The following is a 15,316-nucleotide window of genomic DNA, read 5'->3' as shown; positions in this document are numbered from 1 at the left end:
TTTTTTATTAAAGACTAAATCTAAATCCAAAGGAAAAAATACGTGGTAAAGGCGTGCTATCAGACTCCGGGTCTAAGCCTTCCCAGTCCGTAAATGTGTACAAATTCCTTACAGAAGCATAAATACTTGCACTATCAAATTTGGTTTTATCCAATAGTTTTTTCGGGAAAGTATAAGACAAGCTAACATCCTGTACTCTCAAGTAAGAGCGGTTTCTATAGACATCAAGACCCGTTTCAAAAGCCTGATCGTTTTGTAATAAACTACCATACTCATTGGATGGGTTTTCAGCAGACCAATACGGTAGGTTATAGGTGTTAATACGATCGTAAATAGCTGTTCTTGCATGGGTTAATTGGTTTAACCTACCCTTATGGCCAAACTCACCTCTTAAAAATGTGGATAGGGTGAAGTTTTTAAGAAATGTAAAATCGTTTCTAATACCCAATCGCCAGCGTGGAGTGGTATACCCAATAAACTGTTTATCCTCAAGTTGTGTAAATTGTTCATCTCCATTAACATCTTCTGCCTTATAATCTCCTGGCACCTGACCAAATAAAGCTGCATCTGCTTCTTGACCTTGCTGCCACACCCCTGTTATCTTATAACCCCAAATGACATCAATATCTTGTCCAACAAACCAACCGTTTTGAATATCACTTACAGGTCGGGTAACTTCTTGACCATTTATTGTAACAGTTTCAGTATCTCCAAAAAGATCAATAATTTTGTTACGGTTTAAAGAAAATACCACACCAGAATTCCACCTGAAATTAGGTTTGTTGACATTGATAGAATTAATGGATATTTCTATCCCTTTGTTCTCCACTTCACCGATATTTGTGTTTACATCTGTGAATCCAGAAATTGCAGGTAATCCTCTGTTTACCAAGAGGTCTGTGGTATTGGCTTTATAAACTTCCACTGTTCCATTAATCCTATTTTTTAATAAGCCAAAATCAAGACCAAGATTAAAGGCTTCGGTCTGCTCCCATCGCAAATTAGGATTGGCTAAAGTGCCTCCAAAAATAACACCTTGTGCAACTCCATTTAAGGTTAAATATTGGTTGCTATTAAGACGTGCTAAAGCAGCATAAGTACCTATAGATCTATTTCCGTTTTCACCCCATGAAAACCTTAGCTTAAGGTTGTTTACAAAATCTCCCTTAGGAAAAAAGGATTCTTTAGAGATAACCCAACCCAATGCTGCCGCTGGAAATGTAGCTCTTGGATTTCTTTCTCCAAAAGCAGAAAAACCATCTCTTCTTACCGATGCAGTTAGCAAATACTTATCCATATATCTGTAGTTTACCCTTGCCATAAGAGCATCTCCACGTCTTGTAAGATCATTATTATCGACCACAAGAAATTCAGGATTTCCTAACTGAAGCCCATTAAATCCTAAATTTTCGTTAGGAGCAAAATCAGAAGCTTCTTGAAATGACCTAGTACTTGATAATTCTTCAACATTCCATAGGAACGTGGCATCGAAGGCATGATCACCAAATTCTTTATTCCAACTTAAAATATTATCTACCATCCATTCGTGCTGATAGAAATCTGTTCTACTACCAAGGCCCAAACCTTGAATTCTAGTACTGGATGGGAAAAACTCATAGTTTTTATCAAAGTCGAAACGGTTTTGGTAAGATATTTTAAAATTAAACCCATATGGGAGCTTAATATTTGCATAAAGAACACCAAAGAGTCCATTTCTAATGTCTTCTTCTTGTTTGGCATAATGGTCTGCCAATGGGTTTTGAGATAACGCATAACCATGCGGTATAAGCACAAAATCTCCATTTTGATCAATATCAGTTCCATACGGACTAACTCTAAAAACACTCCTATTACCGTTCGTAAAATCAAACTCAGCAGGTACCGCACTAAAGTCACGGCTAGAAAATTGTGCATTTACACCAAAGCTAAACCAGTCATTAATTTCTGTTTCCAGATTTACACGAGTACGATATGCTTTAAATTCATCACCTACTATAACCCCTTCGTTATCAGTATATCCAAAGGACAAGAAAAAAGAAGTGTTATCCGTTTTACCAGAAACATTGACATCTGCTGATTGGCGAATACCCGTTTGGGTTACTTTATCATACCAGTTGGTAGTTCTGCCATTGATGTAGTTATCAATTTCCTCATCAAAGAAATTCAACCTGTTTAACCATTCCAGAGTGTCATCTGCATTTGGATTATTGTTGTAATTTCTCCATTGGTCTAGAGTTAACCCTGAAGGTAAATTATTCGGATTTTGATAAAAAGCCTCAGGTGCTCCAGGATCCACCTGAATGGAGTGATCTCTCCTAAAATTTAAGTATTCTTGGGCATTGAATGGTCTCACATGATTTGCTATATCAGATATCCCAGTTTCAAAAGCTAAGTTGACTTTAATTTTATCGGTTCCTTTTTTTGTGGTTATAATTACAACACCATTAGCACCTTGCGCTCCATAAACGGCAACAGAACTCGCATCTTTTAATACATCTACGGATGCAACATCGTTAGGATTTATATCTAAAAGCGATCCTCTGTAAATCACTCCATCCAAAACAATCAAAGGCTCAGTACTGGCCGTTAGCGAGTTAGCACCCCTTATTTCTAAGGAACCCCCACCAGCAGCGGTTGCACCTTGTGTTGAATTAAAACCTGCTACCGTACCATTAAGGAGTTCCACTATATTGGTGGCAGATTGATTTTCATACTTGGTAGCGTCTAATCGTGTTACCGCTCCAGTTAAGTCACTCTTTTTAGCAGTACCATAACCTATAACAATAATTTCGTCCAAGTCGGCCGCGTCTTCAACTAAATTTATAGACATGGCATTTTGCCCATTCACCGGAATCTCTTGAGTTAAAAATCCAAGATATGAAACCACTAATATGGCATTTTCACTGCTTACTTCAAGTGAAAATTTACCATCGAAGTCAGTTTGTGAACCATTACTAGTTCCCTTTTCTAAAATATTGGCTCCTGGTAAGGGTTGTCCTGTTTGGTCTGAAACGATTCCATTAACAATAAATGGTTGTAGTTCTAAAATCTCTTTTTTCCTCTTAACAATCACTGTGTTATCTGTTCCCACACTTACGGTAAAATTCCCATTAGATAAACTTTTTGCCAATAGATCATTTGCTCGAATAATTCCCTTTTTAACTTCTATTTTCGGGTAATCATTAAAAATACCTTCTTGGTAAATAAATTTGTAATCTGTTTGCTGCATAATCAAATCAAAAACTTCATCCACGGACAAGTATTGATCATTTTGAATACTGATTTTAGCATTTTGAGATAATACATTATTTGGTGTAATACTGAAAGCCACAGTAAAGCATAAGAAAATAAAGGTTCTCATAATGTAAATTAATGACTTCCTTCTCACTAAAAGAAGGACATAGTTTAGTTTAATTTTCATAAATTTGTCAGTTATTAGTTGGTTAAACTTTTAATTAATTGGTAACTTAAAAAAAGGGGATTAAGTCATCTACTTTCCACGGTATGAACTTTGTTCCCTTTGTTTTTATTTTAATATTATTTGTTTTCCATGTATTTCATAGTTTTTAATTATACTTAAGTTTTTAATAGTTTCTAAAATGGTTTCTAAATCTTGATTTTTACCAAGCACCCCTTTAAATGTAATACTTTCAAGATCTTTATTTTCAAAAACCACATTTACATCATACCATCTCGAAATGACCTTCATTATATCCTTTAGAGGTTTTTCCCTAAAACTAAAAACGCCATTTCTCCATGATGTCTCAGACTTAGCATCTACATCGTGAACAGTAATTTTATGACTCTCCAAATGGAGCTTTGTCTGATGATTAGGGCTTAGTTTTTTGCTTTGCTCGCCAGAAGTAACAGCTACTTCACCCTCAACTAAAGTGGTGTAAATGTTAAAATCGTCATTATAGGCCTTTATGTTGAACTCTGTACCTAGTACCTCAACTTCTTGCAACTTATTAAGTACTTTAAATCTTGAACCTTTATTTTCGTTACTTGGAGAAACATCAAAATACGCTTCACCATAAATCAATTCCACAACGCGCGTTTCTCCTTCATTGAAACTTACTGGGTACTTCAATTGAGATTCAGAATTTAGCCAAACTTGTGTTCCATCAGATAATCTTAAATAGAACTGTCCTCCTCTTGGAATAGTAAGATAATTATAAGTGATTTTAGAGGTGTTCTTATTTTCATGGTTATATATAATTTTTTGACCATCACTATGAGCACTTTTTGTTTCAAAATCATTTCCTTTTTCTAAAGCAACCACAGAACCATCTCCTAAAGTCAAGGTAGCTTTATCGGTTCCAGGATAAATAATATCCTGATTGGTGTTAACTATTATTGGGGTAATTTCTTCCTTTGATTGGAAAATTTCTTTTTTAAATAAAAAAGTAGTCACTATACCAACGACTATAGCTGCCGAGGCATATTTAAACCATGACCTTCTTGTAATTACAAATCTGGATTTATTTTTTCTATTTTGATACTTATTTTGAATAGACTTCCACGCTTGTTCTTTATCTATGTCAGAATAGGCCTCTATTTCCTCTAATAAATCTTCTACATTGACTTCTTTTAAAAAAGGGTATTTCTCATTAAATTTTTTAAACTGCATCCTATCGTGCTCATTTAAAACATTTAATTTTTTTTTGATTAATAATCTTGATATGGGAAAAATTTCGTTCATTCTAATTAGCATATTTATTAATAGAACAACTAAGTTTTAAAAAGGTACTATTAAAAATGCTATTTTTTTACGAAATTTTTTATTATGGGGATTATTATTGCATAAATAATAAATCTATTTATTTAAAATTTTCAAAATAAAGAGGTGAATTTCATTAAATTTTGAGCTAAAATTGACTTAAAAGTTTATTGAAAATTTCAAATAATCAAAAAATAAATAATTGTATCCAATTCTTTAAACTGTTCTTTTAAAATTTTGTAAGATTGAGATTTTAAAGTTTTAACCGTTTGCAATTTTATTCCCAAATTCTCTGCAATTTCTGAATTTTTTATCCCTTTAAGACTCATTTTGATTATTTCCTTTTTTCTTGATGGCAATATTTCAATAGCCTGATATAATTGTCGAACGATTTCTTCTTCAAGAATTTGTTTTAAAAATAAATTATCGTCTTCCAAATTTTGAATAGCGCCCTCTGCATACTTATTTTTAACTTTATTATGCTTCAAAACATTATAAGATTTGTTTCGAACTGCTTTATATAGGTAAACTTTTAATGAAGTTTCATCAAGGAATATTTTTTCACTTTCCCATAAACCAACAAAAACATCTTGCACTAAATCTTCACACTCATCTTGAAGAAACAAAAATTTATTCGCATATTGAACGAGTGCTTCGTAATATGTATCAAATATTTGTTTTAAGGTGTTTTTGTTTATGAGATTTTCCTGAGAAATCAATGTTTAGTTTAGTTTTTGGTTAGTTTAGTTTTATGATTTGCAAAATAAACAATTATTGAATTACAAGATAATTAACAATGAAGATTTTATTGTAAAACTAAAAACAATGACCATTAATCATGTAAAATTATTTAGATATAAAATAATATTTTTTAAACTATCACAAGAAAGAATAATTAAATAATGTTTTGAATTTACCGAAAAGGCAAAGGAATGACTGTTTTATACTAAAAAACCTAACATGTTAATTTTTAACATATTAGGTTTTTCATTGTGACCTCGACAGGATTCAAACCTGTAACCTCTTGAGCCGTAATCAAGTGCGCTATTCAGTTGCGCCACGAGGCCATTTTTGTGGGTGCAAATATAGTATTTTTATTAAAACTCTACCAAATATTTAGTTCAAATTTCTATTTCATTACTTTTGGATTTAAATAAGTTTTTAATTCTTTAAACTCAATTAAATTTTGTTGGCTTAGATGAATACCATAGAAATTTTAGGATATATTGGCGCATTAGTTGTTGGCTTAGTTTTAGGACTTATTGGAGGCGGTGGTTCCATTTTAACGGTTCCCTTGTTGGTTTACCTTTTGGGATATAATCCTGTAGTTGCCACAGCTTATTCCTTGTTTGTTGTTGGTACTTCATCCTTAGTAGGTACGTATCAAAAGTATAAAAAAGGATTAGTAGATTTTAAAACAGGATTAGCGTTTTCATTTCCATCTTTCATGGCTGTTTATTTTTCAAGGAGATATCTTGTTCCTGGTATTCCCGATACTCTTTTTTCATTTGGTGAATATCGTTTGACTAAGGAAATGGGAATCATGATATTTTTTGCCATTATAATGCTTCTGGCTTCTATTTCAATGATAAAAAAAGGAAAGGAAGAAGTATTGAATAAAATAAAACAACCATACTACAAGACCTTCATTCAAGCATTAATTATTGGAAGCATCACGGGCATTATTGGTGCTGGCGGAGGTTTTTTATATGTTCCTGCATTGGTAATTTGGGCTCATATACCCATGAAAAAAGCAGTTGGTACTTCTTTAATAATAGTAACCATTAACTCCTTAATTGGATTTATGGGTGATTTGCAAACATTAGAAATAGACTGGCTTTTTCTATTACTTTTCACGGCCATATCTATTTTAGGAATTGTTATAGGGGTTTTCCTATCAAAATTTATAAGCGGAAATAAACTTAAAAAAAGCTTTGGATATTTTGTACTGCTAATGGCAGTATATATTATTTACAAAGAGTTGAAATAGTAAGTTAAACTATTTCGGCACTTAAACCAGCTTCTAGCAACATGGAGCAACGCGGCTTTAAATCGTCATACAAACCTGTTTTTACAGTGCATTTGCCTTTGTAATGTACAATTAAAGAGCATTGTTCTGCTTGTTCTGGCGTATGATCGCAAGCGTAAATTAAAGTTTCGATGACATGATCAAAAGTATTAACATCGTCATTGAATAATACAATTTCATTTTGAGTTGAAATTTCTTCTTCAAGTAATAATTCTTCTGATGCTTTTTCCTTAGAACTCATATCTAGCAATTTTGGGTATTTCATTACCTCTAATTTAAAAATTTTAATGAAACCCAATGGTTTCTTTCCAATTTTTCTTTAAATTTTAACATATGCTTTTCACATTCTGTTTGAATTAAAGGGATATCATCATTATAAAATCCACTTAAAAAAAGCAAACCATTTTTGTTTAAACAAGACGCATAAATAGCCATGTCTTGCAATAAAATGTTCCGGTTAATATTTGCGATAATGATATCGTACTTTTTATTTTTTAGAACTGAGGCATCACCTTCAATAACCGTTATGTGTTTACAATTATTTCTTTCTACATTTTCTAAACTGTTTAAATAACACCAGTTATCAAAATCAATCGCTTCGATAGATTTGCCACCTTTCATTTCTGCTAAAATGGCCAAAACGCCTGTACCACAGCCCATATCCAAAACCGATTTGCCTTGAAAATCATTTTTTAAAATATGCTGAATCATCATGTGGGTTGTTTCGTGATGTCCAGTCCCAAAACTCATTTTAGGCTCGATAATGATATCAAATTCTGTATTGGGCTTTGGATGAAATGGTGCACGAACCGAACAAATATGATCAACAATGATGGGGTTGAAATTCTTCTCCCATTCAGCATTCCAGTTGGTTTGTTCAATTTCTTCAAAAGTGAAAGTGATTTCAAACTCATTGGAAGCCATAATTTGAATATGATCTAAAATATTTTCATGCCATTCATCTTTTTGAATGTAGGCCGTAACACCTTCATCGGTTTCAACAAAGCTTTCAAAACCAGCATAACCAAGTTCTGCGATTAAAATTTCAACGCCCGGTTGCAAAGGATTTACCTTAAAATAATAACCTAAATAAATGATATAAGACATTTTAAATTAAAACGCATTGACAATAGCGAAAAAATCTTCTGCGTTTAAAGACGCTCCTCCTATTAAACCACCATCTACATCTGGTTTTGAAAAGATTTCTTGAGCATTGTTTGGCTTTACGCTTCCGCCATACAAAATGGATACATCGTTTGCTATTTCATAACCATACTGGTCAGCAATCGTTTTCCTGATAAAGGCATGCATATCTTGAGCTTGCTCAGGGCTAGCAGTCTCGCCTGTACCAATGGCCCAAACAGGTTCGTAAGCTAGAATGATGTTTTTATAATCCCATGCTTTTAAATGAAATAAGGCGTTTTTAATTTGGCTGCCAACAACATCTTCTTCTTTGCCTGATTTTCTATCGGCTAATTCCTCACCAAAACAAAAAATAATGCGCATGTCTTTTGCTAAAGCCGCATCCACTTTTTTAGCGAGTAATTCATCGGTTTCGTTAAAATATTCACGACGTTCGCTATGTCCTAAAATAACGGTTTCTACACCCACGCTTTTCAACATACTGGCACTTATTTCGCCTGTGTAAGCACCATTCTCCGCAAAGTGCATGTTTTGGGCAATAACCTCGATTTTAGTATCTTTTAAAGAAATAAAAGCATGATGCAAATTGGTAAATGTTGGTGCTACCATCACCTCCGCATTTGATGTTTGAGTTTGCTTTTTTAAGTCCGTTAACAACAATTCCGTTTGTGATAAATCGTTGTTCATTTTCCAATTTCCTGCTACGATATTTTTTCTCATTTCTTATGTTTACCTGCCAAAAAGGAAGGAATTTATTAAAGTTTATATTCGTTTAAAATTTCTTTTATTTTTTCATCATCAGCGTTTACCGCTTTAAATAGTTTTATGTTTCCTTGCTTATCAACAACCATGTAACGAGGTATCCAATTTAAATTTACAAATTCTCCAAAAGCACCATCCCACCCCGATTGCATAAAGAAATGTTCCCCAACAACATCATATTTTTTAATTCCTCTTTTCCAAGCTTCCTGATTTCTATCTAAAGATAGAAAGATGTAGGTTACATCCTTATATTCTTTTTGTAAGGTTTTTACTTTTGGCATCCCCTTAATACAATCACCACACCATGATGCCCAAATATCGATTAACAAGGTTTGCCCTTTGTAAGTTTCTAAAGCCTCTTTAAAAGGAATATGGTTGCCCTCTAAAGTAACAAAGGTATCATTTAATGCTTCCTCAGAAAATTTTGCAGGCGTTTCTGTATTACAACTTAAAATACTTATCAGTAAAATAATTAAGTAATTCATTTTTTTCATATAAAATTATTCAAGTTTCACTTTTGGATCTAGCCAAACATAAACAACATCAACAAAAATATTGATTATTATGAATAATAGTGCAATTATTAAGACTGAACCCATAATTACTGGTAAATCCAAGGTATTTAGAGCGTTCACTATTTCTTTTCCAAGTCCATTCCAACCAAAAATGTATTCCACAAAAACGGCTCCTGCCAACATGGATGCGAACCAACCCGAAATAGCGGTAACAACAGGATTTAAAGCGTTTTTTACAGCATGCCGTTTTATAATTTGGAATTCACTTAGGCCTTTTGCCCGAGCCGTGCGAATGTAATCTTGATTGAAAACTTCCAACAACGAATTCCGCATGAGCTGTATAACCACTGCTAACGGACGTATACCCAAAACTACCGCTGGCAATATCAAATTTTTCCATTTAATATGCATGGCCTCACCAAAATCATCCAACTCATAAAGACTACCTGTCATTTCTAAATGGGTATATTTATGCAAAACATAACCAAAAAACCAAGCAAACAAAATGGCACTAAAAAAAGAAGGGATACTCATGCCCAAGGTGCTAAATATTTGAATGGTTTTATCGAGCCACTTATCTTTAAACAAGGCTGAAACGATACCCAAGAGAACCCCTAAAATGATGGCAATGGTAATAGCCGAAACTGCCAAAACAAATGTATTGGGAAGAGTTTCTTTTAATACTTCGGATACATTTTTACCTTGTTTAGTGAACGATTCCCTTAAATAGGGTAATTTTAAAACAAACGAAGTATTACCAATAGAAAATAGTTTGGCCGCCTTGTATTTCCCATCTTGTAAAAAGGTATAATCCTCCGCCTGTTTTGAATGGAATGAAATTGGTGACAAATCATTAATGTAATAAAAATATTGAGTACTAATGGGCTTATCAAAACCATATTTTTGTTTTACTAAAGCCAACTGTTCACTATCTTCGTTTTGTCCCAACATCATTCTTGCAGGGTCTCCAGGTAACACATTAAATAAAAAGAATATAACGGTTACTACCCCAAATAAGGTGAGAATTGCGTAAGAAATTTTATTTAAAAGATAACTAATCAGTTTTCTGGTTTTAGGGTAACTTTAACTATTCCAGTGTAAAATGTATTATTTTGAGAATTTAATTCTTGTAATTGAATGGAATCTTTAATGACATTAACACTCTCAATTTTCAAGGGGTCTAAAACTTCCACTTCCTCTTTTGTTGATAAATTTCCGTTAATATAATAGGCAATAACGGCAAGATCTCCTTTTTTTTCTTCAACTTGTCTTTCAACTTTTGGCAATTTTAAATCCTCAATATCGTTCCAATGCACTTTTTGTTTAACCGTACCCTTATCTAATTCTAAAACACCCGGGTTGGAACGTACAACGGTTTTAAGGGCTTTTTCATCGCACAAATACCAATCAAAATCTAAATTATAAATTTTGTTAATGTTGGCCTTAGCTTCTTCACCTGATGCTGTGAGTCCTATAATTTTATAATTATTAGCTTTTGCTTTATCTTGCAAAGTCTTTAATTTAGAAGCACCTCCTTTTTCAATATTTTCTAAACTGTAGGATACCACCACTATTAAGTTCTCTTCTCCTAAAAAATATTCAGTTAAATTTTCATCTTCAGATTCTATTGAAAAATCCTGAATTGAGGGAACATAACCTTCTTCGATCACTTTGGTATCCACACTTACAAAATCACCTTCAACCGATGGATAGGAACCATTAGTAGAAATAATTTGTTCCTCACCATTTACACTGAATTTCCAGGCATATTCGATAACTGGTTTTGGAGCATCTTCAGGAATCGACATCTCTTCACTTATATTATTCCCGATTTTGTATGCCCTAAAGTCAACAACTGGTAAATGCATGAGCACATAATACCCAAACCATAAACAGAAAATAAAACTCAATAAGGCCAAAATAGTAGTAGGCAATTTTGTAAAAACAGGTTTGATATATTTTAAACCAAAGAATAAAATCAGAATTAAAAACAACAGCAAAACGTCCTTTGTAAAGCTTTCCCATGGCGTTAATTTTAATGCGTCACCAAAACAACCGCAATCCTTAACCTTATCAAAATAAGCTGAATAAAAGGTTAAGAATGTAAAGAATATAATCATTAACAATAAGCTCCAAACGGTAAATTTTGGCTTATATCCAATAATTAAAAATACACCCAAGACGACCTCGAAAACAACAACTAATACTGAAATCATTAAAGCATAAGGCTCTAAAAATGGTATATTTAAAACATCCTGACTAAAATATTCTTGTAATTTATATGAAAACCCTAATGGGTCGTTCAATTTAATCATCCCTGAAATGATGAATAATGTACCCACCAATATCCTACTTATTGCTACTAATATTTTCATCCTAATTATTTAAATGAATTAACGCAAAAACCGCATAATTTATCATATCCTGGTAATTGGCATCAATACCTTCGCTTACCAAAGTTTTTCCTGCATTATCCTCAATTTGTTTAACACGTAAAAGTTTCTGTAAAATTAAATCGGTTAAACTGCTCACTCTCATATCCCGCCAAGCTTCACCATAATCGTGGTTTTTGTCTTCCATTAACTTTTTGGTAATGGCAACATGCTTTTCATATAATTCTAAGGCCTCATCAGTAGATAAATCGGGTTGCTCAACCACACCTTTTTCCAATTGAATTAAAGCCATAATACAATAATTTATAATCCCTATAAATTCACTTACTTCGTCTTCATCAACTTTTCTAACTTCATTCTGCTGAAGTCCTCTAATACGTTGCGCTTTTATGAAAATTTGGTCAGTTAGTGAAGGTAATCGTAATATTCTCCAGGCGCTACCATAGTCACTCATTTTTTTGATAAACAAACTTTTACAGGCATCAATTACGGCATCGTATTGTTTTGAAGTATCTTGCATAAATAAATTCAATTTTGCGTAAATTTCGCATAAATTATTAAAACCTTCAAGGTTTATGGTTTAAAGTTTTAAACTATGTACCAACACCTTACAAAACTTAATAAATGACTATTAATTGCAAAGGAAAACTGATAGATTTATCATCGCCTAAAGTCATGGGAATTTTAAATATTACTCCAGACTCATTTTATGATGGTGGATTTTATAAAGACCAAACCAAAATTTTCAATCAGGTCGAAAAAATGCTTACAGAAGGTGCTACTTTTATTGATATTGGCGCTTACAGTTCGCGGCCAAATGCCGACCATGTTAGTGAAGATGAAGAGTTAAAACGCATACTACCCATTGTAAATTCAATTTTAGTAGAATTTCCTGAAATCTTGCTTTCTATAGACACCTTTAGAAGTAATGTAGCTAAAGCGTGTATTGAATCAGGGGCCACTATGATTAATGATATTTCTGCAGGTAGGTTAGATGATAAGATGTTGCAAACCATAGCTAATTTGCATGTTCCCTATATCATGATGCACATGCGTGGAAATCCAAAAACCATGCAAAAGCTTACGGATTATGATGATTTAGTAAAAGATATTTTGTTTTATTTTTCTGAGAGAATAGGTGCTGCAAAAGCCTTAGGAATTATTGATATAATTGTTGACCCCGGTTTTGGTTTTGCAAAAACCCTGGAGCAAAATTTTGAGTTACTAAATAACCTAGAGCTATTTAAAATAATTGAAAAACCGTTGTTGGTAGGTGTTTCAAGAAAATCGATGATTTATAAAACTTTGGAAACCTCAGCTAAAGATGCCTTAAATGGCACATCCGTTTTAAATACCGTTGCATTGCAAAAAGGCGCTAATATTTTGAGGGTTCATGATGTTAAAGAAGCTGTGGAATGTGTTAAATTGGTTGAATCTTTAAGCTCATGAAACAAATAATTTTATTCATAATAGTTTGCATTGTTTTTTCTTGCGGAAATGAAAAAGTGATTCAATTGCCTGAAATAACCCATTCAGATATTACCGAAATACAAGATGTTTCGGCTGCTTATTTATTTTATGATGAAACCCAAAAAGATAATGTATTCCTTAATAGAAAAAACCTAATAAGTACCACCAATTGGTTGGTAAATGTAGACAAACGCTTAAGCTTAAAACAAGTGATTCCCCATATAACATTTTTACAAGAGAAAAAGGAAAAGGCAGGGCATAAAAATATAAATGCTAAAAACTATTTTACCTGTAATGATCTTAGTAGAAACAATTTAGGATTTTTGGAGTTTAAGAATCTGGTATACCATGAAGAATCAGCAGGTGAATATTTTTCTAAAATTTCAACTATTCCAGAAATCACAAGATTAAGTGTCATATGTCACTCAATGGAAAATATTGAAATTATGGGTTTTATAGATAGTTTGATTACAAAAAAAGCAAATTATCATAATGTGACTAATCAAATTAAAAGTTTAATGATGAAAACTAAGAGTTTTGAAATCATTTTAAATTTCAATGAAAAAATAACTTTCCAAGAATATATTTCTATTAAATCAGCGATTTCAAAAATAGATTTAGAAAATGTATTGTTATCAAATCACGAATTCATTTATAATTAACCCTTTTTTACTAAATTTACCAAAACCACTAGCCTTTGGAAATCTTTAAAGACCTATTGAAGTTGAGTGTTGTAGATGTTATCGATGTCATACTTGTTGCACTGCTACTCTACTACATTTACAAACTGGTTAAAGGTACCGTTGCGATTAATATTTTTATAGGTATCATTATTATTTACCTGGTTTGGAAACTTACTGAGTTTTTAAACATGGAATTACTAACTGGTATTTTTGGCGGTTTTATGAAAGTGGGTATCATCGCTTTAATAGTGGTTTTTCAACCTGAAATTAGGAAATTTTTACTGATGGTCGGTTCCACTAATTTTAATAGGCGACGAAAGTTTTTAAAACCTTTTAGTTTTCTTAAAACAGAAATCCAAAACGACACTAATGTAGACGCCATAATTTCGGCCTGTAATAAAATGAGCATGTCTAAAACGGGTGCGCTTATTGTTTTTGAACGCAATAATAACTTAGATTTCTTATCATCTTCTGGGGACGAGATGAATATAAAAGTTACTCAGCCCATTATAGAAAGTATATTTTTTAAAAATAGTCCGTTGCATGATGGAGCTATCATAGTTAACAATAATGTGGTAAAAGCTACGCGCGTTATTCTACCTGTAAACAATGAAAAAACTATTCCGCAACGCTTTGGTTTGAGGCACAGAGCAGCTATTGGCGTCACAGAAAAAACGGATGCTTTAGCACTGGTAGTTAGTGAGGAAACAGGGCATATTTCATATTTTAAGGATGGTGAATTTGTAGTGTTTGAAGACACCAATCAGCTAAGTTCAATGATCAAAAAAGATTTAAGTTAATGCATTGTAAAAACTGTGACACAAATTTAATCCCAGAAAGCGAGTATTGTCATACTTGCGGCGGTAAGATTATTAGAAAAAGATTAACTATAAAAAATTTGTTTGAACACATTAGTGAAACTTTTTTCAATTACGATAATAAACTACTTAGAACATTTATTGATTTGTTTATAAAACCAGAATTGGTTATAAATAGTTATATATCTGGTGTTAGGAAACGTTATGTAAACCCTTTAAGCTTTTTTGGAGTTTCGTTAACTTTAAGTGGATTGGCTGTCTTTGTTATAAAAAAATTCTACGTAAAATACTTTGACTTCTCTTCAATGTTTAGCTCACAAATTTATAATAATGATATTTCTAAACAATTGATGGAGAACTCAACAAATTCTGCTTTTGAATATAGTTCATTAATTTATTCTGCAATGGTGCCATTTATGGCTATGATATCTATCATAGTGTTTTATAATAAACGATATAATTTAACAGAGCATGTTATAATATATCTATATAGTATGTCTGCATTATCAATAGTTTCAGTAATTCTTGGGCAAATTGTATTGTTTTTAATTCCAGAAAAATATATGCTTTTTACAATTACATTCTATTTTATCATGTTTTTTTATCATGCTTATATTTTAAAGCGCATTTTCAAACTTAGCCCAGCTCAACTCATTCTAAAAATTCTGTTTTTTTTAGTCGTTTTTTTAGCTATGTATATTGTATTTTCTATTTTAATGGCAATTTTTATGATACTAACAGGAGCCATTAATTTTGAAAATTTTAAACCTGAAGCCAGTTAGT

General features: G+C 32.4%; 15 protein-coding genes and 1 tRNA gene. 5 read left to right on the top strand and 11 right to left on the bottom strand.

Translation table 11 applies throughout. From position 1 onward, the window contains the following. Positions 1 to 7: 7 nt before the first annotated feature. The 4 genes from ABD963_RS14355 to ABD963_RS14340 form a co-directional block, all read right to left on the bottom strand. Entirely contained in the window at positions 8 to 3,361 is a 3,354-nt protein-coding gene (locus ABD963_RS14355; RefSeq protein ID WP_345277988.1) for a SusC/RagA family TonB-linked outer membrane protein, read from the bottom strand. 165 nt (positions 3,362 to 3,526) lie between these two features. Further along, complete coding sequence (locus ABD963_RS14350; protein WP_345277986.1) at positions 3,527 to 4,702, bottom strand: FecR family protein; 1,176 nt, start codon at positions 4,700 to 4,702, stop codon at positions 3,527 to 3,529. A 197-nt stretch (positions 4,703 to 4,899) separates the two neighbouring features. Beyond that, a complete protein-coding gene (locus ABD963_RS14345; protein WP_345277984.1) occupies positions 4,900 to 5,439 on the bottom strand; it encodes an RNA polymerase sigma-70 factor in 540 nt (179 codons plus the stop codon). Between the two features lie 274 nt (positions 5,440 to 5,713). Next, positions 5,714 to 5,787: transfer RNA gene (locus tag ABD963_RS14340), tRNA-Arg, on the bottom strand. A 131-nt stretch (positions 5,788 to 5,918) separates the two neighbouring features. On the opposite strand from ABD963_RS14340, the gene ABD963_RS14335 reads away from it, so the two are divergent. After that, entirely contained in the window at positions 5,919 to 6,710 is a 792-nt protein-coding gene (locus ABD963_RS14335; protein WP_345277982.1) for a sulfite exporter TauE/SafE family protein, read from the top strand. A gap of 4 nt (positions 6,711 to 6,714) precedes the next feature. Here the strand turns inward: ABD963_RS14335 and ABD963_RS14330 are convergent, their stop codons facing one another. Genes ABD963_RS14330 through ABD963_RS14300 form a run of 7 tightly spaced genes read right to left on the bottom strand, consistent with a single transcriptional unit; the run spans position 6,715 to position 12,082 of the window. Continuing rightward, entirely contained in the window at positions 6,715 to 6,990 is a 276-nt protein-coding gene (locus ABD963_RS14330; RefSeq protein ID WP_345278262.1) for an ATP-dependent Clp protease adaptor ClpS, read from the bottom strand. Positions 6,991 to 7,019: 29 nt separating this feature from the next. After that, complete coding sequence (gene prmA, locus ABD963_RS14325; RefSeq protein WP_345277980.1) at positions 7,020 to 7,856, bottom strand: 50S ribosomal protein L11 methyltransferase; 837 nt, start codon at positions 7,854 to 7,856, stop codon at positions 7,020 to 7,022. Between the two features lie 6 nt (positions 7,857 to 7,862). Next, a complete protein-coding gene (tpiA, locus tag ABD963_RS14320; RefSeq protein ID WP_345277978.1) occupies positions 7,863 to 8,612 on the bottom strand; it encodes a triose-phosphate isomerase in 750 nt (249 codons plus the stop codon). Between the two features lie 35 nt (positions 8,613 to 8,647). Further along, positions 8,648 to 9,139, bottom strand: coding sequence for a TlpA family protein disulfide reductase (locus ABD963_RS14315; RefSeq protein WP_345277976.1), 492 nt, complete (start codon positions 9,137 to 9,139; stop codon positions 8,648 to 8,650). A 15-nt stretch (positions 9,140 to 9,154) separates the two neighbouring features. Next, positions 9,155 to 10,231, bottom strand: coding sequence for an ABC transporter permease (locus tag ABD963_RS14310; RefSeq protein WP_345278260.1), 1,077 nt, complete (start codon positions 10,229 to 10,231; stop codon positions 9,155 to 9,157). Next, positions 10,228 to 11,544, bottom strand: coding sequence for a BT_3928 family protein (locus ABD963_RS14305; protein WP_345277974.1), 1,317 nt, complete (start codon positions 11,542 to 11,544; stop codon positions 10,228 to 10,230). Before ABD963_RS14305 ends, ABD963_RS14310 begins: the two co-directional genes overlap by 4 nt. A gap of 1 nt (position 11,545) precedes the next feature. Beyond that, entirely contained in the window at positions 11,546 to 12,082 is a 537-nt protein-coding gene (locus tag ABD963_RS14300; RefSeq protein WP_345277972.1) for a DUF1599 domain-containing protein, read from the bottom strand. A 104-nt stretch (positions 12,083 to 12,186) separates the two neighbouring features. Between ABD963_RS14300 and folP the strand changes: the two genes are divergently transcribed. The 4 genes from folP to ABD963_RS14280 are packed head-to-tail and all read left to right on the top strand — an operon-like array spanning position 12,187 to position 15,315. Beyond that, positions 12,187 to 13,011, top strand: a complete 825-nt coding sequence (gene folP / locus ABD963_RS14295) for a dihydropteroate synthase (RefSeq protein WP_345277970.1) — start codon at positions 12,187 to 12,189, stop codon at positions 13,009 to 13,011. Further along, entirely contained in the window at positions 13,008 to 13,694 is a 687-nt protein-coding gene (locus ABD963_RS14290; RefSeq protein ID WP_345277968.1) for a hypothetical protein, read from the top strand. The genes folP and ABD963_RS14290 overlap by 4 nt, the downstream gene beginning before the upstream one ends. A gap of 35 nt (positions 13,695 to 13,729) precedes the next feature. After that, the gene (locus tag ABD963_RS14285; RefSeq protein ID WP_345277966.1) at positions 13,730 to 14,515 is read left to right on the top strand and encodes a diadenylate cyclase; all 786 of its coding nucleotides are present in this window, start codon (positions 13,730 to 13,732) and stop codon (positions 14,513 to 14,515) included. Further along, positions 14,515 to 15,315 (top strand): DUF3667 domain-containing protein, encoded by an 801-nt coding sequence (locus ABD963_RS14280; protein WP_345277964.1) that lies wholly within the window; start codon positions 14,515 to 14,517, stop codon positions 15,313 to 15,315. Before ABD963_RS14285 ends, ABD963_RS14280 begins: the two co-directional genes overlap by 1 nt. Position 15,316 lies beyond the last annotated feature (1 nt).

The sequence above is a fragment of the Litoribaculum gwangyangense genome, from assembly GCF_039543505.1.
Classification (GTDB): domain Bacteria; phylum Bacteroidota; class Bacteroidia; order Flavobacteriales; family Flavobacteriaceae; genus Litoribaculum; species Litoribaculum gwangyangense.
The sequence above is the reverse complement of the archived record's forward strand: the minus strand, read 5'-3'. Positions and strand labels throughout refer to the sequence as shown.

Excerpts from the sequence above, each read along its gene's own strand:
- ABD963_RS14335 (WP_345277982.1), top strand. The coding sequence starts at position 5,919 with ATGAATACCATAGAAATTTTAGGATATATTGGCGCATTAGTTGTTGGC.
- prmA (WP_345277980.1), bottom strand. The coding sequence starts at position 7,856 with ATGTCTTATATCATTTATTTAGGTTATTATTTTAAGGTAAATCCTTTG.
- ABD963_RS14330 (WP_345278262.1), bottom strand. The coding sequence starts at position 6,990 with ATGAGTTCTAAGGAAAAAGCATCAGAAGAATTATTACTTGAAGAAGAA.
- folP (WP_345277970.1), top strand. The coding sequence starts at position 12,187 with ATGACTATTAATTGCAAAGGAAAACTGATAGATTTATCATCGCCTAAA.
- ABD963_RS14315 (WP_345277976.1), bottom strand. The coding sequence starts at position 9,139 with ATGAATTACTTAATTATTTTACTGATAAGTATTTTAAGTTGTAATACA.
- ABD963_RS14280 (WP_345277964.1), top strand. The coding sequence starts at position 14,515 with ATGCATTGTAAAAACTGTGACACAAATTTAATCCCAGAAAGCGAGTAT.
- ABD963_RS14355 (WP_345277988.1), bottom strand. The coding sequence starts at position 3,361 with ATGAGAACCTTTATTTTCTTATGCTTTACTGTGGCTTTCAGTATTACA.
- tpiA (WP_345277978.1), bottom strand. The coding sequence starts at position 8,612 with ATGAGAAAAAATATCGTAGCAGGAAATTGGAAAATGAACAACGATTTA.
- ABD963_RS14300 (WP_345277972.1), bottom strand. The coding sequence starts at position 12,082 with ATGCAAGATACTTCAAAACAATACGATGCCGTAATTGATGCCTGTAAA.
- ABD963_RS14350 (WP_345277986.1), bottom strand. The coding sequence starts at position 4,702 with ATGAACGAAATTTTTCCCATATCAAGATTATTAATCAAAAAAAAATTA.
- ABD963_RS14305 (WP_345277974.1), bottom strand. The coding sequence starts at position 11,544 with ATGAAAATATTAGTAGCAATAAGTAGGATATTGGTGGGTACATTATTC.
- ABD963_RS14290 (WP_345277968.1), top strand. The coding sequence starts at position 13,008 with ATGAAACAAATAATTTTATTCATAATAGTTTGCATTGTTTTTTCTTGC.